Annotated in this window: 2 protein-coding genes; one reads left to right on the plus strand and one right to left on the minus strand. The window is 69.8% G+C overall.

What is annotated here, in order from left to right:
• The first annotated feature begins 941 nt into the window (after positions 1 to 941).
• Complete coding sequence (locus tag ABZ420_RS11755; protein ID WP_357120514.1) at positions 942 to 25,403, plus strand: non-ribosomal peptide synthase/polyketide synthase; 24,462 nt, start codon at positions 942 to 944, stop codon at positions 25,401 to 25,403.
• A 451-nt stretch (positions 25,404 to 25,854) separates the two neighbouring features.
• On the opposite strand, the gene ABZ420_RS11760 is transcribed toward ABZ420_RS11755, so the two are convergent.
• On the minus strand, positions 25,855 to 26,394 hold a 540-nt coding region (locus tag ABZ420_RS11760), incomplete at its 5' end, for an acyl-CoA dehydrogenase (RefSeq protein WP_357120516.1).

A 26,394-nucleotide genomic window follows, 5' to 3' on the forward strand; every position in this document is an offset into this window, starting at 1 on the left:
AATCGCGGTCTGACCGGCCGAATACCCCGCGGCGGCCTGCCACCGACCGGCACCCGCTCTCGATTCGCGCGCCGAACCGTGCGAAACCTGAGCGCTGAAACGCCCGTATTCGGCGGCATCCTCTCGGAGAGCACGCCGCCCCCAGACGCGAAATAAGAATAACCATGTACCTGATTCCAGGCGGAACTATGCGATGAGAATTTGCATTCCGAGATGTACTTTGGATCGAGTTGCATTCATGAGTATTCGGAAATGTGCACGCCGGATCGGAATGTAGTAAGGGCGCGGAGGTAGTACCGGGATGGGTGATTGCCAATATATTGCTATTGGGATGTACATTCCCTTGTGGTGCCATCTATCGAGCTGGTGGATCGGCTGTCGGCGGACGCTGTCCACCCGGTGGATCACGATGGCCCTCCCGGCTTGATTCCGGCTCCTGCCCGGCATGTACGATGCCCGATCGCGGGTGTTTCTGTCTGGATCAACCCGCTTGCACCAGGCACTTCTACGAGCGATACGGGCGCGCGGCGGCTCCATCACGCGGGCGGTGGCACGGCCGCATTGCTCGAAACGAGATTCGAAACGCCCGGGCTCCGTGCGGAGCTGGGAGGTTTGATACCACTAGACTGACCCGAGCTGCTGTCAGATAGCTTGTCCCGCCAGAGTGTCGATGCTTCACGGTAGATTCAAAAGTTCTGTTTTCAGATTTTGAGACGACTGAAATGCCGACAAACGGGAGGTGTGGAAGTCGCCGTAGATGTCCGATTAGTGCCGGACACCGGCGGATCGAGCTACCCGCGAAACCTGAACGGCGCGGCGCAGAGCAGGGGTTGCGCCGCTTCGAAGTAGACGAAGTGCATACAAAGCCAGATTTCGGATGCGGTGGGCCGACGTCCTTCCGTCGTGCCTTCGCGCGTCCGGTAGGAATAAGGGGTCATGCGATGAATCTGAAGTCAGACGGAACCGCCGATGGCGATCAGGGGCTGATTCCGCTCTCGAGTGCGCAGTACGGTATGTGGCTCGCGGACCATATGCCCGGTGGACCGGCTGTCAACATCGCACACTGCGTCGAGATCAAGGGCCCGGTGGACCACGACGTGTTCACGCGGGCGGTGAACGACGGCGGCCACGAAACCGAGTCCCTCGTGGTGCGCGTGGTCGAATCCGACGGTCGGCCGTATCAATTCGTCGACCGCGGCATCATCTACGACGCGCCGGTGCTGGACTTCAGCGATGCGGAGGATCCGGTCGCGGCGGCGATGGAATGGATGCGCCGCGACTACAACACCAAGGCAGTCGACCTCGGCCGCGACCGGCTCACCGAGACGAGGCTCATCCGGGTCGGTGCGGACCACTACTTCTGGTACGGCCGCGCGCACCATCTGGTGATCGACGGGTACGGCGCCTTCAACAGCCTGACCCGGATGGCCGAGCACTACAACGCGCTGCTGGAGGGCAGGCCTCCGACGCGACTGGATGCGGCGAGCCTGCGCGACATCGTCGAAGCGGAGCGTGCCTATCGCGCCAGTTCGCGCTACGAGGCGGACAAGACATTCTGGCTGAACAAGGTTTCCGACCTGCCCACGCCGGTCAGCCTGTCCGGCCGCACGGCCCGTTTCGGCAAGGTCGACCGCGTGGCCGGCTTGCAGCTGCCCGCCCACCTGTCCGACCGGCTCGACCGTTTCGCCGACGAGGTGAACGCGTCGGCCGCGCAGGTGGTGATCGCCGCGTTCGCCGCCTTCCTCGCCCGGATGACCGGCACCGAGGACGTGGCGCTGTCGCTGCCGGTGACCGCCCGCGTGACCAAGCGCCTGCGCAACGCCGCCGCGATGCTGGCGAACATGGTGCCGATTCGTTTCGCCGTGCACCACTCGACCACCGTGGAGGAACTGGTCCGCGCCTCGGTGTCCGAGATCGTCTCGGCGATGCGCCATCAGCTGTACCGGTTCGAGGATCTGCGCCGCGACTCGGCCGCGATCGACTCCGCCGCGAATTCGTTCGGCCCGATCGTGAACATCCTGTTCTTCGACTCCGAGATTCGTCTCGGCTCGGCCGTCGGCCGCTACCGCGCACTGACCTCCGGCGCGCTCGACGACCTCCAGCTCAACCTGTACCGCTCGGGCGCGGACGCCCCGTTGCTGATCGAGCTGCACGGCAATCCGAACCTCTACGGGCAGGACGAACTCGAGTCGCACGCCGACCGGTTCCTCGATTTCCTGCACCGGATGATGGACTCGCCCCTGGACACCCGCATCGGTGATCTCCAGCTCGTCGGACCCGCCGAGGAATTGCGCATCGTCGAGGAACTCGCCGGCCACGACGGCGAATCTCCCTCCGCCACGCTGGTGGAACTGCTGACCGAACAGGCGGCGGCCACGCCCTCCGCGGTGGCGGTGACCTCGGACGCCACCACACTCACCTACCGCGAACTCGACGAACGATCCAATCGGTTCGCCCGCGGGCTCATCGCGCTCGGCGCGGGGCCGGAATCGTTGGTGGCCATCGCGATGCCACGGGACGCGGATCTGATCGTCGCCGTGCTCGGGGTGCTCAAATCGGGCGCCGGGTACCTCCCGCTGGACACGGCCCATCCGGCCGAGCGGCTCGAATATGTACTGGGTGACGCGAACCCGATCGCGGTGGTGACGAAGGGAAGCATGCGCGAACACGTACCGGGCGATCCCGGCCGCGTCGTGCTGTTCGACGACCTTCTCGCCGCGGAGCAGGCCGCGGACCCGATCACCGATGCCGATCGGACCGGCTTGCTGCGCCCCGACCACCTCGCCTACGTCATCTACACGTCCGGATCCACCGGCCGGCCGAAGGGCGTTTCCATCACCCACCGCGCCGTGTCCACCTATCTGGTGAACTCGTGTGCCGAGATCGGCATCCGGTCCGATGATGTCTGGACGTTGTTCCACTCCTTCGCCTTCGACTACTCGGTCTGGGAGATCTTCGGTGCGCTGATCACCGGCGGCCGGATCGTCGTCGTGGACAGCCTCACCTCCCGATCGCCGGACGACGTGGTGCGTCTGGCGGCGCGCGAACGGGTCACGGTCTTCAGCCAGACGCCGTCGGCGTTCTACCAGTTCGCGGCCGCCCGGCAGCGCTACGCGCACGCCGGGGAGCCCGAAGGCGAGTTGTCGCTGCGGCTGGTCGTCCTCTCGGGTGAAGCTCTCGATCCGGCCGCGCTGGCCGACTGGTACGAGCACAACCCGAGTCTGCCGGTCCTGGCCAACAGCTATGGCATCACCGAGACCACCGTCTTCGTCACCTACACCGACCTCACGCCGGACATCGCCGTTCCGGGCGCACCGAGCACGGTCGGCCCGGCGTTGCCGGGCTTGCGCACATATGTCCTGGACGAGCGCTTGCGTCCGTGCCCGCTCGGTGCCTGGGGCGAGATCTACGTCGCGGGCGCACAACTCGCTCGCGGCTACCTCCGGCGACCGGCGCTGAGCGCGGCACGTTTCGTCGCGAATCCGTTCGGGCTGCCGGGAGAGCGCCTCTACCGCAGCGGGGACGTGGCGCGCTGGAATCACAAGGGTGAGCTGGAATACCGCGGCCGCGCCGACCAGCAGGTGCAGTTGCGCGGGTTCCGGATCGAGCTGGACGAGATCCGCAACGCGCTGCTGGGCCATGACAGCGTCGCCACGGCCGTCGTCGTCGTGCATCTGGCGGGCACCGAGGCCGCGCGGCTGGTCGGCTACGTCGTACCCGCCGTCGGCGCGAGCTGCGAGCCGGACGCCCTGCGCACGCACGTCGCCGGGATGCTGCCGGAATACATGGTGCCGTCGAGCGTCGTCGTGCTCGAGGCGGTGCCACTGACCGTGAACGGCAAGGTGGACTACCGGGCGCTGCCCGAGCCGGTCTTCGATTCGGCCGCCGCGTACGTCGCGCCACGCACGGTGGTCGAGGAGTCGATCGCGGACGTCTTCGCGGAGGTTCTCGGCACCGACCGGGTGGGCGTGTTCGACAGCTTCTTCGAACTCGGCGGCAACTCGATCACCGCGACCAGCGCGGCCGTGCGCATCGCGGAGGTGACCCGGTGCGACGTGTCGGTCCGCGACCTGTTCGTCAAGCAGACCGTCGCCGAACTCGCCGCGCACCTCGAGGACGGTAGCCGCTCCGGCAGGCCCGTGCTGCGCGCGGCAGCCAGGCCCGAGCCCATCCCGCTTGCACCGGCGCAGAACAGGATGTGGCTGGTCAATCAGACCGACCCGGACTCGGCCGCCTACAACATCCCGCTGATCGTGCAACTGACCGGACGTCTCGACACCGCGGCGCTGCGAGCCGCGCTGACCGACGTGATCGATCGGCACGAATCGCTGCGCACCGTCTACCCCGCCGTGAACGGCGAGGGGATCCAGGTCGTGCTGCCCGCCGAAGAGGTCGTCGCCGGTCTGGACCTGACCCCGCGGCCGACCGATCCGGACGACGTCGAGCAGCGGATCCGCGAGCTGGCATCGGTCGGGACCGATCTGCGTGAACGCGCCCCGATCCGGGTGGCGCTGCTGGCCACGACCGACCGCTCGCGACATGTGCTGGCCGTGGTCCTGCACCACATCTGCTGTGACGGATCCTCGCTGCGGCCGCTCGCGGTCGATGTCGCCGTCGCCTACGAGGCGAGGGTGCAGGGGAAGAAGCCGGACTGGGAACCCTTGAGCGTCCAGTACGCCGACTACAGCGTCTGGCATCACAGCCTGCTCGGCGACCCGGACGATCCGGAGTCGCGAGCCGCCCACCAGCTGCGGTATTGGTCGCAGCGATTGGCGGGCATGCCGCCGGTCCTGGAGCTGCCCGCCGACCGTCCGCGCCCGGCCCGCCAATCCATGCGCGGCGACGTCGCGGACACCGTGATCCCCGCCGAGACCTTCGCCGGAATCGAGCGGCTGGCCCGCGCGGCCAACGTCACGACGTTCATGGTGGTCCACGCCGCGCTGGCCGTGCTGCTGGCGCGGATGTCGGGTTCGGCGGACATCACCATCGGCACGCCGGTCGCCGGTCGCGGCGAGCGTGCGCTCAAGCCGCTCATCGGCATGTTCGTCAACACCGTGCCGCTGCGTACCGAGGTGTCCTTCGAGGAGTCGTTCACCGAGTTCCTGGCGCGGGTCAAGGACATCGACGTCGATGCCTTCGCCAACAGCGACCTGCCCTACGAGCGTGTCGTGGACGAACTGCATCCGAAGCGGTCCATGGCGTACGCGCCGCTGTGCCAGGTGTATCTGGCGTTCGAGAACATGGACCGGGCGAGCCTGGAACTGTCCGAGCTCACCGTCGAACTGCTGGATCCCGGCGCCGAACCGGCGAAAGTGGACATCATCGTCACCGTCGCCGAGAACACCGCGGCGGGCGGCGATGTCGCGCTGCGCATCAACTACGCCACGGACCTCTTCGACCGGGAGACCGTCGAAGAACTCGCCGAGCGGCTGAACCGGATGCTCGACGCGTTCGTGTCGAATCCCCGGGCCCGAGTCGGCGAAGTGGATCTGTTGTCCGGTGTCGAGCGGCTGGGGTTGGTCCCGGCCTCCGGCGGTCGCGCCGAGAAGCCCCGGGTGCTGGCGGATGTGCTGCTGGTCGGTGATCGGACCGCGCCGGCCGTGGTGGCGGGCGCTCGGGTGCTCTCCTACGGGGAGCTGGACGAGTGGTCGAATCGTCTCGCGCGAGTACTGATCGACTGGGGCGTCGGGCCGGGAGACCAGGTCGCGCTGGCGATGGGGCGGTCGGTGGAGTTCGTGGTCGGTGTGTGGGCGGTGGCGCGTGCCGGTGCCGCGTTCGTCCCGGTGGATCCGCGCCACCCGGGCGAGCGGGTGGCGCACATGGTCGCGGACTCGAATGTGGAGGTCGCGCTCACCGTCGAGGCCTCGAGCACCCTGCTTCCCGGTCATGTGCGGCAACTGATCCTCGACCATCCGGGCACGCAGGCGTTCGTCGCGACGCAGTCCCCGGCCCCGGTGACCGACGCCGATCGCGTACGCGCCTGCCGGATCGCCGACGCGGCCTACGTGGTGTACACCTCGGGCTCGACCGGCAAGCCGAAGGGCGTGGCGGTCACACACGAGGGCTTGGCGAATTTCGCGATCGAGCAGCGTGAGCGCTATCGCGTCGATCGCAGGTCGCGCGTGTTGCAGGTGGCCGCGCCCGGCTTCGACGCGGTGATGCTGGAGCTGCTGATGGCGCACGCGAACGGCGCGCTGCTCGTCGTGTCGCCGCCGGAGGTGTTCGCCGGGGCGCAGCTGGCGGAATTGATTCGCGCCCAGGAGGTCTCGCACGCGTTCGTGACGCCCAGCGTGCTGGCGACGATGTCGCCCGCCGGTCTCGATTCGCTGCAGGTACTGGTGGCCGGCGGCGAAGCGGTGTCGGCCGAGACGGTCGCGGTATGGGCGCCGGGGCGGCGGCTGCACAACGGGTACGGTCCCACCGAGACCACCATCATGGTCGCGATCAGCGATCCGCTGTGCGTCGGCGACACGGTCACCATCGGTGGCCCGATCCGCGGCGTCGACGCGGTGGTGCTGGACGAACGGCTGCGGCCCGTCCCGGTCGGGGTGACCGGTCAGCTGTACGTCTCGGGCGTGCAGTTGTCGCGCGGCTATCTCAACCGGCCCGCGTCCACGGCCGCCACGTTCGTGGCCAACCCGTACGGCCCCGCGGGCACCCGCATGTACGGCACCGGCGACCTGGCACGCTGGACCACCGATCACACTCTGGAATACCTGGGACGCACCGACTTCCAGGTGAAGATCCGCGGCCAGCGCATCGAACTGGGCGAGATCGAAGCCGTCCTCGCCGGACATCCGAGCGTCGCGGCAGCGGTCGTGGTGGGCGTGCAGGCCGAGAGCGGATCACGGCTGGCGGCGTACGTCGTGCCCGCGTGCGGCGCCGTCGAGACCGCGGAGCTGACGAAGTACGCGGCACAACGCCTGCCCTCGCACATGGTCCCGGACACGGTCATGGTGCTCGACACCCTGCCGCTGTCGTCGGTGGGCAAGGTCGATCGCGCCGCGCTGCCGGAGCCGGAATTCGCGCCCGCCGTGGAGTTCGTCGCGCCGCGCAACGCGACCGAGCAGATCGTCGCCGACATCTGCGCGGGCGTGCTGGGCATCGACCGCGTCGGCGTGCTCGACAGCTTCTTCGATCTCGGCGGCAACTCGCTGTCGGCCACCCGCGCGGCGGCGCAGCTCAGCGGCGCGTTCGGGGTCGAGGTACCCCTGCGCGCCATCTTCGAGACGCCGACCATCGGTGCGCTGGCCGAACGCCTGCGCAGCGCCGACACGGCGACCCGGGTGCCGCTTGCGCCGCAGGAGCGCCCGGACCGGATCCCGCTGTCGCCCGCTCAGGCCCGCATGTGGTTCCTCAACCAGTTCGACACGAGCTCGCCGGTCTACAACATTCCGCTGGTCGTGCGGATGTCGGGTGACCTCGACGTGGCCGCGATGCACGCGGCCGTCGCGGACGTGCTGGAACGGCACGAGGCGCTGCGAACCGTCTACCCGGACAGCGACAGCGGCCCGCATCAGGTGATCGTCCCGGTGGAAACGGCGCTGCCCCCGCTGACACCGGTGCCGGTAGCGGCCGGCGAGGTCGAGGCGCGCGTGGCCGCCGAGGTCACGGTGGGCTTCGACGTCACGACCGAGGTTCCGTTCCGGGTCGTGTTGCTGCGCAGCGCACCCGGCGACCATGCCTTGGTGCTCGTCGTCCATCACATCAGCTTCGACGGGTCCTCGCTCGCGCCGCTGGCCGCGGACCTGATGACCGCCTACCGGGCCCGGGTCGGGCGCCAGGCGCCGCAGTGGGCGCCGTTGCCGGTGCAGTACGCCGATTACGCGCTGTGGCAACGGAAGATGCTGGGCAGCGAGGACGATCCGCACAGCCCGACCGTCGCCCAGACGCGGTACTGGCTCGCGGCCCTCGCCGACCTGCCCGAGGTGCTGGATCTGCCGACCGACCGTCCGCGGCCCGCGAAGCAGTCGTTCCGCGGCGGGACGGTCTCGGCCGTTCTGCCCGCGGATCTGCATCGTGCGGTGGTCGCCTTGGCCCGCCGTCACGACGCGACGGTCTTCATGGTGATGCACGCGGCCTACGCGGCGTTGCTGGCGCGGCTGTCCGGCGCCGGGGACATCGCGGTCGGCACACCGATCGCCGGTCGTGGCGAACCGGGGCTGGACGGCTTGGTCGGTATGTTCGTCAATACGCTGGTGTTGCGGACGTACATCGCGCCCGGCGCGTCCTTCGTCCGGATCCTGGATCAGGTCAGGGCCACCGACCTCGCCGCGTTCGAGAACGCCGACATCCCGTTCGAGCGTCTGGTCGAGGTGCTCAATCCGCCGCGCTCGACGGCACACGCGCCGCTGACCCAGGTCGGCTTCTCGTTCCAGAACATCGAAATCCCCACGGTGCGGTTCGAGGGCCTGACGGTCTCGGCGCAGATGGCCGATCCGAGCGTGGCGAAGTACGACCTGCACCTGAATCTGGTCGACGCCTTGGAGCCGGATGGCGAACCGGGCGATATGGCGGTCGAATTCGGCTATGCGACAGATCTTTTCGACGAGGCGACGGTCGCGGCGATGTTCGACCGCTACCTGCTTCTGCTGCGCGCGATCGTCCTCGATCCCACCCGCGCCATCGGCGACATCGACCTGCTGACCGAGCAGGAGGCGCGGCGGATCGCGCAGCGGTCGAGCGGTGCGGCCATGCCTGCTCCGGCGGTGACGGTCGCGGACTTGTTCGCCGTGCAGGTCGCACTGACTCCGGAAAACCCGGCGGTCATCGACGCAGTGAGCGGTGCGCGGCTGGATTACCGGCAATTCGGTGCGCGGGTGAATTCCCTGGCCCGTGCGCTGATCCGGCGCGGGGCAGGCCCGGAAACCGTGGTGGCGGTGGCGATGCGCCGCTCGGTGGATCTGCTGGCCACGCTGTACGCCATCCATGCGGCGGGGGCGGCCTACTTGCCGCTTGATCCGGACCACCCGGCCGACCGGGTGCGTGCCGTCCTCTCCGCCGCGCGGCCGGTCGCGGTGCTCACCCGTCCGGACGACCGGGCGGGTCTGCCCACCGGCGTGCCGGTCTGGGCGCTCGGCGACCTCGAGGCCGAGCACTCGGACGGATCGGCGCTGACCGATGCCGACCGGACGCGGCCGCTGCGCCCGGAGGATCTGGCCTACGTCATCTACACCTCCGGTTCGACGGGTGTGCCCAAGGGCGTGGCCGTCCCGCACGCGGCGGTGGTGAACCAGTTGCGCTGGATGCGCGAGCACTACCGCCTCGGCGGCGACGACGTCATGCTGCTGCGCACGCCCGTGACGTTCGACCTGTCGGTGTGGGAGCTGTTCTGCGCGCCGACCTGTGGCGCGGCGCTGGTCGTCGCCGGTCCCGACGCGCAGAGCGATCCGCGTGAGGTTGCCCGGCTGCTGGCCGAGTACCGGGTGACCACGGTGGATTTCGTGCCGTCGTTGCTCTCGGCGTTCCTCGAGGTGGCCGCCCCGCGGCAGTTCCCGGCCCTGCGGCGTGTGCTGTGCATCGGGGAGGCGCTCCCCGCCGAAACGGTCCGCCGTTTCCGGCAATTCAGCGATGCCCGCATCGACAACCTGTACGGCCCGACGGAGGCGGCGGTCAGCGTCACCGCGCATCGGATCGACACGGCCGAGGGCGCGGCCGTACCGATCGGCGTGCCCGAGGCGAATGTGACCGTGCACGTGCTGGATTCGCGGTTGCATCCGGTGCCGGTGGGCGTCACCGGTGAGCTGTACCTGGGCGGTGTCCAGCTGGCTCGCGGTTACCACGACCGTTCGGGCCTGACCGCGGCGACGTTCGTCGCCGATCCCTTCGGCGGCGCGGACGGCGCGCGCCTCTACCGCACCGGCGACCTCGTTCGCTGGGACGAGACCGGCGACCTGCGCTACGTCGGCCGCGCCGACACCCAGGTGAAGGTGCGCGGCCTGCGCATCGAACTCGGCGACATCGAAGCTGCGCTGATCGCGCACGAGCAGGTGCACGCGGCGGTCGCACAGGTACGCGCCGACGGCGGCGAGCAGCGGCTGGTCGTCTACGTGGTCGCGGACGCGGCGCTCGACGTACGGCAGGTCCGGGGCTTCCTGCTGGATCGGCTGCCTGCCTACATGGTGCCGTCGTCGGTGACCGGGATCGACTCGATTCCGCTCAACGCCAACGGCAAGGTGGACTACCGGGCGTTGCCCGAGCCCGACCCTGGTGTCCAGGAGTCCGAGTTCCGTGCGCCCCGGGGCCTGGTGGAACAGGCGATCGCCGCGGTCTTCGCGGAATTGTTCGACCGGCCCGAGATCGGCGCGGACGACAATTTCTTCGAGCTGGGCGGGAACTCGCTGGTCGCGACGCGCGCGCTGAGCCGGATCGGCGACGTCGTGGACGTGACCATTCCGGTGCGCGCGATCTTCGAGGCCCCGACCGTGGCCGGTCTGGCCGAGCGGATCGCCCGGTTGCGCGCGGTCCCGAGTCTTCCGGCGCCGACCGCGGCGGCCCCGCGGCCGGACCGTATCCCGCTGTCGCACGCGCAGACCCGGATGTGGTTCCTCAACCAGTTCGATCCGGCGGCACCCGGATACATTGTGCCGCTGGCGATTCGATTGGAGGGCGAGCTCGATCCGGCGGCCTTGACGGCCGCTGTCGGCGATGTCGTCGAGCGGCACGAGAGCCTGCGCACCATGTACCCGGCGGTCGACGGTACGCCCACCCAGGTCGTGTTGGACGCCGAGGACGTGCTGGCGACGTGCGACCTCACCCCGCAGGCGGTGGGCGAGCGGGAACTGCCGCACCGGCTGGCCGAGTTCTGCGGCACCGGATTCGACGTCGCCGTTGGCGTGCCACTGCGCGTGGCGCTGTACCAGTTGTCCGACCAGGCCTGGACGCTCGCGCTGGCCGCCCACCACATCGCCTGCGACGGCTTCTCGGTGGCTCCGCTGGCCGCCGACCTGGTGACGGCGTATCGAGCGCGCTCCGGTGGTGCCGCGCCGGACTGGGCGCCGCTGCCCGTGCAATTCGCCGACTACGCCCTGTGGCAGCGTGCGGTCCTCGGCTCCGCGGACGACCCGGACTCGTATGTGGCCCGCGACATCGCCTACTGGCGAACACAACTCGCGGGTGTGCCCGATCTGCTCGAGTTGCCGACCGACCGGCCGAGGCCGCTCGAACAGTCCCAGCGCGGCGCGGTGCTCCAGGTCCCCATCCCCGGGGAACTGCAAGGCCGGGTGGAAGCGCTGGCGCGGCGGTCCGGGTCCACCACGTTCATGGTGGTGCACGCGGCCCTGGCGGTGCTGCTGTCGCGGCTGTCCGGCAGCGACGACGTCACCGTCGGCGTGCCGCACGCGGGACGCGGCGACCGGTCGCTGGACGGCATGGTCGGAATGTTCGTCAACACCCTGGTGATGCGGACGCCGATCACGCTCGACCAGACCTTCTCGAGCCTGCTGGACCAGGTACGGCGCACCGACATCGAGGCGTTCGACCATGCCACCGTGCCGTTCGAGCAACTGGTGGACGCGCTGAACCCGGTGCGCTCGACCGCGCACACGCCGCTGTTCCAGGTGCTGCTGGCCTACCAGAACATGGCGCGGGCTCGCGTCGAGCTGCCGGGGCTGATCGTGGAGAACGTGGACCCGGGCGACAGCGCGGCGATCTACGACCTGCTGCTGATGGTGAGCGAAAGCCACGGCACGCACAACGAGCCGACCGGCATGACGCTGCGCCTGACCTACGCCACGGACCTCTTCGACGAGGACACGGTGCGGCGCTTCGCCGACCGATTCGTCGGAGTGCTCGACGCCGCGGCTCGAAACGCCGAGGCCACCGTCGGCGAGATCGGGTTGCTCGACGAGGCGGAGCGGTCCCGGGTGCTGGAACGGTGGAACGACACGGGAGGCTCCGCCGCACCCGGCCGTACGCTCGTCGATGTCTTCGACGAACAGGTCGCGCGCACCCCGGACAACACGGCGCTGCGACTTCCGGACGGCAGTACCTCGACCTACCGGGAGTTCGACGCACGGGTCAACCAGCTGGCCCGCTGGCTCATCGCACGCGGCGCCGGGCCGGAAACGATCGTGGCGGTGGCCGTCCGCCGGTCGGCCGAACTCGTCACGGCTGTCTACGCGGTGGTGAAGGCGGGCGCGGCGTTCCTGCCGATCGACCCGGATCACCCGAGCGCACGGATCGCGCACGTGCTGGGCGTGGCCCGTCCGCTGCTGGTGCTGACGACCGCGGCCGATGGCGGCGACCTGCCGGAGGGTTTCGAGTACGCGCCGATCGACCGGCTCGACGTGACCGATCTGTCCGGCGACCGCATCACCGACACGCAGCGGCGCACACCGCTACGGCCGAACCATCTGGCCTACGTGCTGTTCACCTCCGGGTCCACCGGTGTCCCCAAGGGCGTGGCACTGACCCATGGCGCCACCGTGAGCCAGTTGGCGTGGGCGCAGCGGCAGTGGCCGCACGGAACGTCCGACGCCGTGCTGTACAAGACGCCGATCACGTTCGACATCGCCGTGTGGGAGCTGTTCTGGCCGTTGCAGACCGGTGCGCACATCGTCGTCGCCGAACCGGACGGACATCGCGACCCCGCGTACCTGGCGGACGTCATCGCGCGGCACGAGATCACGACCGTTCACTTCGTGCCGTCGATGCTCGATGTCCTGCTCGAATCCGCGGGCGTCGCCGAACTCCGCTCGGTCCGGCAGGTGTTCGTCGCGGGTGAGGCGCTGGCGCAGCGCACGGTCGACGCCGCGGCGCACGTCTTCACGCGGGCGGAGGTGGTGAACTGGTACGGGCCCGCGGAGGCGGAGGTGGTCACCGCCCAGCGGTGCGCGCCGCGGGCGACGACCGCCGCGACGGTGCCGATCGGAGCGCCTGCCGCGGGCATGAAGGTCTACGTGCTGGATTCACGATTGCGGCCGGTGCCCGTCGGCGTGGTCGGTGAGCTGTACGTCGCGGGCGTCCAGTTGGCGCGCGGCTACCACGCGCGCGCCGGACTCACCTGCGCCGCTTTCGTCGCGAACCCGTTCGGTGCGGCGGGGGAGCGGCTGTATCGAACGGGTGACCTGGTTCGCTGGCGCAAGACCGGAGAGTTGGAGTATCTGGGCCGCAGCGACTTCCAGGTGAAGGTGCGCGGTCAGCGGGTGGAGCCCGGTGACATCGAAGCCGCGTTGCGCGCGATTCCGCAGGTGGCGCGCGCGGTGGCGATCGTGACCACCGAACGCGTCGTCGGATACGTGACATCGGTTCCCGGCGCGGTGATCGACGGCCGCGCGATCCGCGAACAGCTGACCCGCACACTGCCGTCCTACCTGGTGCCGGACGGTGTGCAGGTGCTGGAGGCGATGCCGCTCACCGCCAACGGCAAGCTCGACCGATCGGCGCTGCCCCGGCCGGTGTTCGACGACGGCGAAACGTTCGTCTCGCCGCGCACCGACACCGAGGCGGTGCTGGCGCGCCTGGTCGCCGAACTCACCGGCGCGGACCGGGTGAGCGTGACGGCGAACCTCTTCGAGATCGGCGTCAACTCGCTCTCGGCCGCCCAGCTCGCGGCGCGGGCCCAGGCAGCCGTCGGTGTCGACGTCGGCATCCGGGACGTGTTCGACGCGCCGACGATCGCCGCTCTGGCCGAACGGATTTCGACGCGGACCCGGTCCACCGTGGTTCCGCTGACCGCGCGGCAGCGTCTCGGTGCGGTCCCGTTGGCGGCGGCGCAACGGCGGATCTGGTTCCTCAACCAGTTCGACACCGCCTCGGCGGCCTACAACATCTGCTTCGCGGCCCGGCTGACCGGCTCGCTGGACACCGATGCCCTGCGTGCGGCGTTCCTCGACGTGGTGACCAGGCACGAGCCGCTGCGGACGGTGTATCCGCTCGTGGACGGCGAACCCTGCCAGGTCGTGCGGGATGTCGCGGCGATCGGCGCGGACGTGACGTTCGCGCCGGAGCCGGTCGACGGCGAGACGGAACTGGCCGACCGGATCCGGGAAGACGTCGAAGCGGGATTCGACATCACGGAGTCGGCGCCCGTGCGGGCGCGGCTGTATCGCAGCGCGCCCGACGCGCACGTGCTGGTGGTCGTGGTCCATCACATCGCGGCCGACGGCGCGTCGATGGCTCCGCTGGCCCGCGACGTGTTCGCCGCCTACCGGGCGCGGGTGAGCAGCCACGAGCCGCGGTGGGAACCGCTGGAGGTGCAGTACGCCGACTACGCGATGTGGCAGCAGGAGCTGCTCGGTTCGGAGGACGATCCGTCGTCGCTGATCGCGCGGCAGATCGGTTACTGGACCGACGCTCTCGACGGCTCCCCTGAGCTGCTGGCCCTGCCGACGGACCGGCCGCGTCCGGCCACCATCTCCACCGCGGGCGGCAACATCCGGTTCGAGATGCCTGCGCGACTGCACGACGAGATCGTCCGGCTGGCCCACCGCGAGGGCGTCACCGTGTTCGTCGTCCTGCACGCGGCGCTGGCGATCCTGCTGGCGCGCACCGCGCACAGCGACGACATCTCGGTCGGCACCCCGGTCGCCGGTCGCGGCAGGCCGGAGCTCGACGATCTGGTCGGAATGTTCGTGAACACGGTCGTGCTGCGCACGCGGATCGATGACGACCGGTCGTTCCGGGAACTCCTCGCCGAGGTGCGCGACGTGGACCTGGAGGCGCTCGCCCACGCCGACCTGCCCTACGAACGGCTGGTCGACGTCATCGGCCGTCCGCGTTCCACGGCGTATTCGCCGCTGTTCCAGGTGATGTTCGGGTTGCAGAACACCCGGACGGCCCGGTTCGAGCTGCCCGGCATCGGTGTCGAGGTTCTCGACCCCGGTATCGCGCAGGCCAAGGCCGACCTCACCGTGCTGGTTACCGAACGCCGCGAGGGCGATCGGCCCGCCGGGATCGACGGTGAGATCATCTACGCCACCGATCTTTTCGTCGAGTCGACCGCGCATTCGCTGGCCGAGAGGTTCGTCCGGGTCCTCGAGGCGGTCACTTCCGAGCCGGCGCGGCCGATCGGCCGCATAGGTCTGCTGGGCGCCGCCGACACCGAACGCCTGGTGCCTGCGCGGGGCGGCGACGGCACACGGCCTTGCTTGCTGCCGGACCTGCTGGCCACGGCCGTTGCCACGGCCCCGTCGGCGGTGGCCCTGATCGGGGACACCGGAACCCTCACCTACGCCGAACTCGACCGCAGGGCCAACCGGCTCGCCCGCCATCTGATCGGCCGAGGCGCGGGACCGGGCGTGTTCGTGGCGCTGGCGGTGCCACGGTCGGTCGACTATCACGTCGCCATGTGGGCGATCGCGAAGACCGGCGCCACTTTCGTTCCGGTGGATCTGCGCTACCCCGTCGAGCGGATCGCGCACATGGTCGATGATTCCGGTGTCGCCATCGGCATCACGCTCGCGGCCGCGCGCGCGTCGCTGCCGGACGGCGTGCGCTGGTCGACGCTCGACGATTCCCGCACGGCCGACGAGATCGCGGCACAGTCCGACCGGTCGGTGACCGACGTGGACCGCGGACGTGCTCTGCGGATCGAGGATGCCGCCTACCTGATCTACACATCCGGTTCGACGGGAACGCCCAAGGGTGTGGTTGTCACGCACGCGGGGTTGGCGAACTTCGCGGCCGAGCAGCGTGATCGCTATCGGGTCGACGGGTCCTCCCGCGTCCTGCAAGTAGCCGCGCCCGCCTTCGACGCGGTGCTGCTGGAGGCATTGATGGCGCACGCCGCGTGCGCGACATTGGTCGTCTCGCCGCCGGAGGTGTTCGGCGGCCCGGACCTGGCCGAGTTGATCCGCACGCATCGGGTGACGCACGCCTTCCTGACGCCGAGTGTGCTGGCGACCATGTCACCCGCCGGTCTCGAATCGGTGCGGATGCTCGCGGTCGGCGGAGAAATGGTGCCCGCGGAGCTGATCGCCACCTGGGCGCCAGGACGGCGGCTGCACAACATCTACGGGCCCACCGAGACCACGATCGTGATCACGATGAGCGATCCGGTGCGGCCCGGCGATCCGATCGCGATCGGCGGCCCGATCCGGGGCGCGGAGGCACTGGTGCTGGACGCGCGCTTGCGCCCGGTGCCGGTCGGGGTCGCAGGGGAGCTGTACCTCTCGGGGGCGCAGCTGGCGCGCGGCTACCTCGGCCGGCGTGCGGTGACGGCTGGTGCGTTCGTCGCGAACCCCTACGGCGGGCCGGGTGCGCGAATGTACCGCACCGGCGACATCGTCCGCTGGACCGCGCAGTGCACCCTGGAGTACGTCGGCCGCAGCGATTTCCAGATCAAGATCCGTGGCCAGCGCATCGAACTCGGTGAGATCGACGCCGCGCTGCTCACGCATCCCGAGGTGGCCGCGGCGGTCACGGTCAGCCGTACCGGACCGAGTGGGCAGCCGCTGCTGGCCGCGTACATCGTGACCGAGGCCGCGACCGCCGTCGACCCGGACGCCGTGCTCGACCACGTCGCGTCGGTATTGCCCGCGCACATGGTGCCGTCGGTGGTCACCGTGCTCGACCGCATGCCGATCACCTCGACGGGCAAGGTGGATCGGAAAGCTCTGCCGGAACCGGTTTTCCGAGCCGCCGGGGACGTCGCGACAGAGACGTCGACGGAGGTGGAGCGTATCGTCGCGGCCGCGTTCGCGGACGTTCTCGGGATCGAGTCGGTCGGCGTCACCACGTCGTTCTTCACCCTCGGCGGTGATTCCATCCTGTCGATCCAGCTGGCTTCGCGGTTGAAGTCGGCGGGTGTCATCGTGACGGCGCGCGACATCTTCGAGCACAAAACCGTCCGGGGGCTGGCGCGGGTCGCCGCGGCCGCCGAACGGGTCTCGCTCGCGGAGTTGCCGGGCGGCGGCGTCGGCGAGGTCCCGTTCACCCCGGTGGTCTCCTGGTTCACCGAGCGTCTCGGCGCCGCCCCGCGGTTCGCTCAGTCGATGCTGGTGCGCTTGCCGCGCGACGCGCGAGTCGACGACGTGAGCGCGACGGTGCGGGCAGTGCTCGAACAGCACGACATGCTGCGCGCGCGGCTGCGCGAACAATGCCTGGAGGTACCGCCGCGCAGCGCCGCTGACGCCGCGGGCGCGGTGTTCACGCGCACCTTCCGCGCCGAGGAGACACCGGGTAGCGAAGGTTTCACCGCGTTGGTGGAAGCGGCGCTGGGCGAGGCGTCCGACCGTCTCGACCCGGCCGCGGGCCGGATGGTGCAGGTGGTGTGCCTGCTGCCCGAACCCGGTGTGGACGCCGAGGCGCGCGCCCTCGTCGTCGTCCATCACCTGGCGGTCGACGGTGTGTCGTGGCGAATCCTGATTCCCGACTTCGCGACCGCCTGGCAGCAGGTCACGCGGGGACGCGCGGTGGAATTGCCCGCACAGGGCACCTCCATGCGCCGGTGGGCGCACGCGCTGGCCGACGCCGCAGCGGCCCGCGTCGACGAACTCGAACTGTGGCACCGGATGGGCGCGGCCCCTGATCCGCTGCTTGGCAGCGCGGTGCTCGACCCCGCCCTCGACACCCACTCGACCGTGCGGCATCTGACGGTGTCCCTCCCGGCGGAGGTCACCGCGGCATTGCTCGACGCGGTGCCCAGGGCCGCGCACGGCAGCGTCGACGACGCGTTGCTGGCCGGTCTGGCGATGGCGACGACACGCTGGCGGCACCGGCGCGGTATCGCGCACGCGGGTGTGAAAGTCCTGCTGGAAGGACACGGCCGAGCGGAGCAGATCGCCGAGGGCGCGGACGTGTCCCGCACGGTGGGGTGGTTCACCAACACCTACCCGGTGGCGCTCGACCTGAGCGGTGTCGAACCCGACGATCCGCGCGCCGCGGTGAAGTCCGTGAAAGACCAGTTGCGCCGAATCCCGGACAAGGGAATCGGTTACGGTCTGCTGCGCTACCTGCACGCGGGTACGTCCGACCGGCTCGCGGCACTGCCGGAGCCGCAGATCAGCTTCAACAACCTCGGCCGGGTCGGCGTCGATTTGACGACGCTGTCGGACCTCGCGTGGATTCCCACCGACGAGCCGTTCGACCGGCGGGGCGCCTTCGATCCGGACATGCCCGCGGCGGCGGCGGTCACGATCGACGTGAACATCGTGGACACCGACGCGGGACCGCGACTGTCGGCGTATGTCGGTTACGCCTCCCGGTTGCTCGAGCACGCCGACGTGGCCGAACTCGTCGACGCGTGGGTCGACGCGGTGACCGGGATCGCCATGGCGGCCCGCACCGACGAGGACTGGGGCTTCTCACCCGCCGACGTTCCGCTCGTCGCGGTCACGCAGTCGGACATGGACACGTTCGCCGGGCGCTACGGATCCCTCGGCGATGTCTGGTCGCTGGCTCCGCTGCAGGCGGGCCTGCTGTTCCACGCCGAACTCGCCGCAGGTGATCTCGACGTCTACACGGCGCAATCGACGCTCGCCCTCGCCGGCGTGATCGACGAGGCTCGGCTCGAGCGGTCCGCGGCGGCCTTGCTCGAGCGTCATCCCAACCTGCGCGCCGCCTTCGTCCGAACGGCCGATGGCGCTCCGGCGCAAGTGATTCCGGCGGCCGCGGTGGTGCGCTGGCGACGGGTCGATCTGCGCGACGGCACGACGACACCGGAGGAACTGATCGAGGCCGAGCGGGCGGTCCCGTTCGATCCCGCCGATCCGCCGCTGCTGCGGTTCCTGCTCATCGCCGTGGCGCCGCAGGACTTCCGGCTCGTGCTGACGGCACACCACCTGCTGCTGGACGGCTGGTCGTTGCCGTTGCTGTGGCGCGAGCTGATCGGCCTGTACGCGGTGAGCGCGCGCGCCGAACTGCTGCCCGCCGCGGCGTCCTACCGCGGCTACCTGGAATGGCTGGATCGGCGCGATCCGTCCGCCGGTGTCGAGGCGTGGCGCGAAGCCCTCGGTGAATTCACCGAACCCACGGTGGTCGCCGATGCGCGCACGCACACGACGGTCGGCATCCCGGTCGACCTGGCGGTCGTCCTGGATCACGCCGCCACCACCGAACTGGTGGAATTCGCCCGGACACGGGCGGTGACCATGGCGACGATCGTGCAGTTCGCCTGGGCGGTGGTCCTGGGTAACCTGCTCGGCGTCGAGCGCGTGGTGTTCGGCAGCACGGTCTCCGGACGTCCCGCCGACCTGCCCGGCGTGGAATCGATGATCGGTTTGTTCATCAATACGATTCCGGTGCCCGTGCACGTCCCGCGGGCTTCGACCATCGAGGACGCGTTGCGGCGGTTGCAGGCCGACAACACCCGCCTGCTCGATCATCACGACGTCGAGCTGTCCCGGATCCTGTCGGACGCAGGCGCCGCCCAGCTGTTCGACACCCTGGTCGTCTTCGAGTCGTACCCGGTCGACAGCAGCGGACTGGGCGACGCGGACATCGACGGCATGCGGGTGGTCGCGGCGGACGGCAGCGATGCCGCGCACTACCCGATCACCGTGCAGGCCCACCAGACCGACCGGCTGCACGTCATGATCCGCTACCAGCGGGCACGCGTGGACGACCGGACGGCCGCGGGTCTGGCCGCCCGCTTGGAGACCGTGCTGCGCGCCATCACGAGCGATCCGCGGGCGCGGCTGGACAGGCTCGACCTGTTGTCCGCGGCCGAGCGCCGCGATCTGGTGCCGGCCGGCGGCGGCCGTGCCGAATCACCCCGGGTGCTGGCGGAGTTGCTGTCCGCCGGTGTGGCGGTGGATCCGGAAGCGGCGGCGGTGGTCTCGAACGAGGGCACGATGTCCTATGCCGAGCTGGACGCATGGTCGAACCGTGTCGCGCGCGAGCTGATCGACTGGGGTGTCGGCCCGGGTGACCAGGTGGCGTTGGCGATGGCGCGGTCGGTGGATTTCGTGGTCGGCATGTGGGCGGTGGCCAAGACCGGCGCCGCGTTCCTGCCCGTGGATCCACGGAATCCGGCAGAACGCGTCGGGCACATGGTCGCCGACTCGCAGGTGCGGGTCGCGATCACGGTGGGCACGTCGCGAGAGCTGGTACCCGACCGTGTCCGGCGGCTGGTGCTCGACGATCCCGAAACCCGGAAGGCGATCGAGGCGCGGTCCTCGGCCGCGGTGACCGACCGGGACAGGGTGCGCAAGCCGCATCATCGCGACACGGCCTACGTGCTGTACACCTCGGGCTCGACCGGCACGCCGAAGGGCGTCGCCGTCACCCACGAGGGACTGGCCAATTTCGCCGCCGTGCAACGTGATCGCTTCGGCGTGGATACCCGGTCGCGGGTGCTGAACGCGTCCGCTCCCGGCTTCGACGTGGTGGTCCTCGAGCTGCTGTTGGCCCATGCCAACGGCGCGGTGCTCGTGGTGCCGCCGCCGGACGTCTTCGGTGGCCCGGAACTGGCGGAATTCATCCGCGCGCAACGTGTCTCGCACTCGTTCATGACGCCGAGCGTGCTGTCGACGATGGACCCGAAGGGGTTGGATTCCCTCCGAGTTCTGATGGCGGGCGGCGAGGCGGTGACACCGGAGATCGTCACGCAGTGGTCGCCGGGACGGCGACTGCTCAACGGATACGGTCCGACCGAGACGACGATTCTGGCCGGTATCAGTGCTCCGCTGTATCCCGGCGAAACCGTCACGATCGGTGGTCCGATCCGCGGGGTCGAGGCCGTGGTGCTGGACGCGTGGCTGCGACCGGTGCCGGTCGGCGTGGTCGGCGAGCTGTATCTCGCCGGAGTGCAACTGGCCCGCGGATACGTGAACCGGCCGGTGGCGACATCGGGCGCGTTCGTGGCGAATCCGTTCGGCGCGCCGGGATCACGCATGTACCGCACCGGAGACCTGGCTCGCTGGACCCCGGAACACACCGTGGAATACCTCGGGCGCGGCGACTTCCAGGTCAAGATCCGCGGTCAACGCATCGAACTCGGTGAGATCGAAGCGGTTCTCGCCGGACAGCCCGGTGTGGAACACGCGGTGGTCGTGCTGCGCAAAGACGAGCGTGGCGTCGGCAGGCTCGTCGGCTACCTGGTCGGCTCCGAGGACCTGGATCCGGAAGAAGTCCGGGCTGCGGCGCGGCTGCGGCTGCCCGCGCACATGGTGCCCGACCTGTGCATGATGCTCGCCGAATTCCCGCTCACCCGAACCGGGAAGCTCGATCGCCTGGCGCTTCCCGCACCGGAGTTCTCGGCGGCGCGGGTTTGGACCGCACCGCGTACCGAAACCGAACGGCACGTCGCGGAGGTCTTCGGCAACGTCCTCGGCATCGACCGGGTCGGAGCCACCGACAGCTTCTTCGACCTCGGCGGCAACTCGCTGTCGGCGACGCGGGTGACCGCCCAGTTGGGGACCGCGCTCGGAGTGAGCGTCGGCGTTCGCGACCTGTTCGAAGCGCCCACGGTCGGTGAACTCGCCGCCCGTCTGGAGAACTCCGAGAGGTCGGACCGGGTGCCGCTGGTGGCGCGCACCCGTCCGGCGCTGGTGCCGTTGTCGCTGGCACAGCGGCGGATGTGGTTCCTCAACCAGCTCGACACCTCCGTGGGCGCGTACAACATCCCGCTGGTGATCCGGCTTACGGGCGAACTCGACATCGACGCGCTGCGCCGTGCGTGCGAGCTGGTCATCGAGCGGCACGAGTCCCTGCGGACCAAGTTCCCGATCACCGACGGGAGGCCACACCAGGTCGCGGTCCCCGCCCGGGAGGTCCCGGCCGGGCTGACCGCCGTCCCGGTCGAGGCGGAGCGGCTGATGGAGCGCGTGCTCGCCACCGTTTCGGCGAGCTTCGACGTGACGCAGGCGCCGCCGCTGCGCATGGAATTGCTCCGGCTCGGCGAACACGAGCACGTCCTGGTGATCGCCGTGCACCACATCTGCGCCGACGGGCAGTCCATGCTGCCGCTCGCGCGGGACGTGGCGGTGGCCTACCAGGCGAGCAAGCAAGGGACGGAACCGATCTGGCCTGCCCTCGCGGTCCAGTACGCGGACTACACGCTGTGGCAGCGCGACGTACTCGGTGACGAGCACGATCCCGGCTCGATCATGTCCCGGCAGCTGCGCTTCTGGAAGGACACGCTCGGCGGACTGCCCGAACTGCTCGAGTTGCCCACCGACCTGCCGCGCCCGCCGGTGGCGTCCATGCGTGGCCGGACAGTCGATTTCGAGATCTCCGCTTCGCTGCGGGAGCGCATCGGCGCGGTCGCGCGCACGGCGAACGCGACGGTCTTCATGGTGATGCACGCCGCGCTGACCGTCCTGCTGTCGCGGCTGGCCGGGGTCGGCGACGTCGCGGTGGGCACCCCGGTGGCCGGACGCGGGGAGCGCGAACTCGACGATCTGATCGGCATGTTCGTCAACACCCTCGTGCTCCGGTCGCGGGTGTCGTCGCACCAGTCGTTCGCCGATCTGCTCGCGGCGACCCGCGACACCGATCTGGCGGCGTTCGCGCATGCCGACGTGCCCTTCGAGCAAGTGGTGGAGGCGCTCAATCCACCCAGGTCCACCGCCCACCTGCCGCTGTACCAGGTGGGCCTGGATGTCCAGAACCTGAGCGAGGCCGCGTTGAAGCTGCCCGGGCTCACCGTCGAACCGGTCGAGAACGGATTCGAACCGGCGCAGGCCGACCTGAATCTGAACCTGGTCGAACGCGTCGGCGGCCACGGGCAGCCGGACGGCATGCGGGGCCGCCTGACGTACGCGACCGATCTGTTCATCGAGGAGACGATGACCCGGTTCGCGCAGGCCTACGTGCGGGTCCTGGAGGAGGTGACCGCTGATCCCGCGATCGGGGTCGGGGACATCGACCTCGCGGGCCCGGCGCAGCGCCGCGAACTGCTCGACGCCGCCGGTAGCGCCGGCGCCGCGGTGGCGGACACGACACTCGCCGAGCTGTTCACCGCCCAGGCCGCAGCGCGACCGGACGCGATCGCGGTGACCGACGGGGCGTCGCAGCTGACCTACGCGGAGCTGGATCGGCGTGCCGCCGCGGTGGCCGCCCGGCTGGCCGAGCATGGAGTGCGTCCGGAATCGCTGGTGGCCGTGGCCTTGCCACGCACGGTCGACCTGGTGGTGGGCCTGCTCGGCGTCCTGCGCGCAGGCGCGGGATATCTGCCGCTGGATGTGGCGTATCCGACGGAGCGCCTGCGATTCATGCTCGACGACGCTCGTCCGGCCGCGGTGCTCACTTCGGCGGGCATGTCCGCGGCGGTGCCGGAGTGCGCCGCACCGGTACTGCTCGTCGAGGACTGCGCGGACGCTTCCGATCCGGCGGTGGTATCGGGTGCGCGGCCCGGCAACGTCGCCTACGTGATCTACACGTCGGGATCGACGGGCCGCCCGAAGGGCGTGACGGTCAGTCATCGGGAAGCCGTCACCCTGTTCACCAACGCGGCCGAGCGATTCGATCTCGGACCCGACGACGTGTGGACGATGTTCCATTCCTACGCCTTCGATTTCGCGGTGTGGGAGATCTGGGGCGCGCTGCTGTCCGGCGGCAAGGTGGTCGTGGTGGATTACGACACCTCGAGGTCGCCGGAGACGTTCGTGGAGGTCGTGGCCCGGGAGGGCGTGACAGTGCTGAGCCAGACCCCCTCGGCGTTCTACGGATTCGCCGAGGCCGAGCGCCGCTATCGCGAAGCCGGTTGTCCCGCGGGTGATCTCGCTCTGCGGTATGTCGTCTTCGGTGGTGAGGCGCTGGACGCCGCCCGGCTGGACGACTGGTTCGCCGCGCATGCGCCGGGATCGCCGCGGCTGGTCAACATGTACGGCATCACCGAGACGACAGTGCACGTGACGTTCCGCGAGGTCACGCGGACGAGCGCGGCCGGAATCGGCGCTGCGCTCCCGGGGCTGCGGGTGTACGTCCTCGACGACCGGCTGCGTCCGGCTCCGATCGGCGTCGCCGGTGAGATCTACGTGGCCGGTGGCCAGCTCTCGCGAGGATATCTGGGAGCGGCGGCGCTGACCGCGGGCCGATTCGTGGCCAACCCGTTCGATCGGGACGGCACCCGGCTCTACCGTTCCGGGGACGTGGGGAGGTGGCGGAAGTCCGCGAGCGGGCTGGAACTGGTGTACGCGGGCCGGGCCGACGCGCAGGTGCAGTTGCGCGGCTTCCGCATCGAGCTCGGCGAGGTGGAATCGGCGCTGCTGCGCCACCCGCTCGTCACCCAGGCCGCGGTCACGGTGCACCGGCACGATCGCGGCGTGGACCAGCTGATCGGCTACGTCGTAGGCGTGGAGGGCGAGCGGATCGATCCGGCCGAGGTCCGCGAGACCGCCGCTCGGGTGCTGACCGGCTACATGGTGCCCGCGGTGATCATGGTGTTGCCCGCGCTGCCCTTGACGGTCAACGGCAAGCTCGATCGAAAGGCGTTGCCCGCTCCCGAGTTCGAGGAATCGACGTCCGCGTTCACGGCGCCCCGGACGCACACCGAGAAAGTGATCGGCGAGGTCTACGCGCAGGTCCTGGGTGTTCAGCGTGTCGGGATCACCGACGGTTTCTTCGATCTCGGCGGCAACTCGCTGCTGGCGACGATGGTGGTGACCGAATTGCGCACCCGCGGCGTGACGATCCAGCTGCCGTGGATGTTCGACGACGCGACGCCGCGAGCGCTGGCGGCCAGGGCCGACGGCGCGGCAGGCGGCTCGGGGCTGCAAGTGTTGCTGCCGCTGCGCGCGCACGGCCGGAAACCCGCGGTGTTCGCGGTACACCCCGCCGGCGGGCTGGCCTGGTTCTACGGCGGCGTGGTCGAACATCTGCACAAGGACCGGCCGGTCTACGGCTTGCAGGATCCGCACGTCGTAGCCGGCGAACCAGGTGCGCATTCCGTCGACGAACTGGCGGAACGCTATGTGGCGGAGATACGCCGAGTGCAACCGAGCGGACCGTATCACCTGCTCGGATGGTCGCTGGGCGGCGCGATCGCGCACGCCGTCGCGGTCCGGCTCCAGCGCGCGGGTCAGCAGGTCGGCATGCTGGCCATGATGGACAGCGCCGTGGGCGACGCCGAGGCGCTGGCCGCGTCGATGAGCGCCACCGCGAACGAGCCCGCGCCGGGTGAGTTGATGGCCGATCTGCTCGGTGGCTGGCGTGAGCTGTTCGATCTCGGCGCCGAGGTGGCAGCGGACACCCATGAGCAGGCCTGGGCGGTGATCCGAGCCCAGGTGACCGCCACCGGGATGTTCACCGCCGACCAGGTCGACCGGGTGATGGAGAGTTTCGAGACCGCCACCGCCATCGCCCAGCAGTACCGGCCGGACGTCTTCGACGGCGACCTGGTCTTCTTCACCGCGGGCAAGGACCGCGCCGACCACGACGCCGCCGTGCGGACGTGGCGGCCGTTCGTCACCGGCGACCTGCGCAACACGGTCGTCGACGCACGACATCTCGAATTGACCCATTCGCACGCATTGGCCGTCATCGGCCCGATCCTCGAAAGGTTCTTGAACGAATGCTGAAGACTGTCGACCTACTGGCCTGCTCGAGATCGATGTCGGGCGAGCGGAGCTGGACGCCCCGCTGGGCGTAGCCGAGACGGACCGGCGACGTATCCGCGCCGTCGTCGCGGAAGTGCACGACCGGGACGATCGCTCGGCGCGGTACCGGGAATTGCTCAGCAGGCACGGTCTGTTCGCACGAACCCAGCAGGACCCGAGCCTACGCGGAACGGAAGTTCGCGAGATCTACGCGATCCGGCCGGAGACCGTTCGACGCGTTCCCGACCGGTGCACCGCGGCAGTGCCACCGATCGAAGATGTTCCATTCGGCACGGGATCAGTCCGGAACTTTCCGGACTGGTCCCGTGCCGGTCCGCTCTCCGCGGTCGCACGTCCCCGGCGCGGTTTCCCGCACTCCGCTGGTGAGTCGTCTTTCCGGCGACGCCCCGGCCGTCGCGGGGCCCGGCCGGGGTCAGAACGCGGCTTCGTCGAGATCCATGACGCTGATGTCGACGTCGGAGATAACCGACCATTCCGCGCTGAGATGCGGCAGGACCGTCTTGGCGAAGAACGACGCGACGGCGACTTTGCCTTCGTAGAAGGCGCGGTCCTGCTCGCCGGGGGCGGCGTCGAGTGCGGCCGAGGCGATCTCGGCGGCGACGATCAGCCGCCAGGCGACGAGGAGGTCACCGACGGAGAGCAGGAAGCGAACGGAGTTCAGCCCGATCTTGTACAACTCGGTGGGCTGTTGCTGGGCGGCGAGCAGGTGCTGGGTGAAGCGGCCCGCCATGTCCTGGACATCTTCGAGCGCGGTGGCGAGCAGGATCTTCTCCGCCTTGAGCCGGCCGTTGCCGTCGGTGGATTGCGCCGTGTCGCGGATCTTGCCCGCGAGGTGGGCCAGTGCGACGCCACGGTCGCGGGCGATCTTGCGGAAGAAGAAGTCCTGCGCCTGGATGGCGGTGGTGCCTTCGTAGAGCGAGTCGATCTTCGCGTCGCGGATGTACTGCTCGAT

It is taken from the genome of Nocardia sp. NPDC005745 (assembly GCF_040630775.1).
In the GTDB taxonomy this organism is placed as follows: Bacteria; Actinomycetota; Actinomycetes; order Mycobacteriales; family Mycobacteriaceae; genus Nocardia.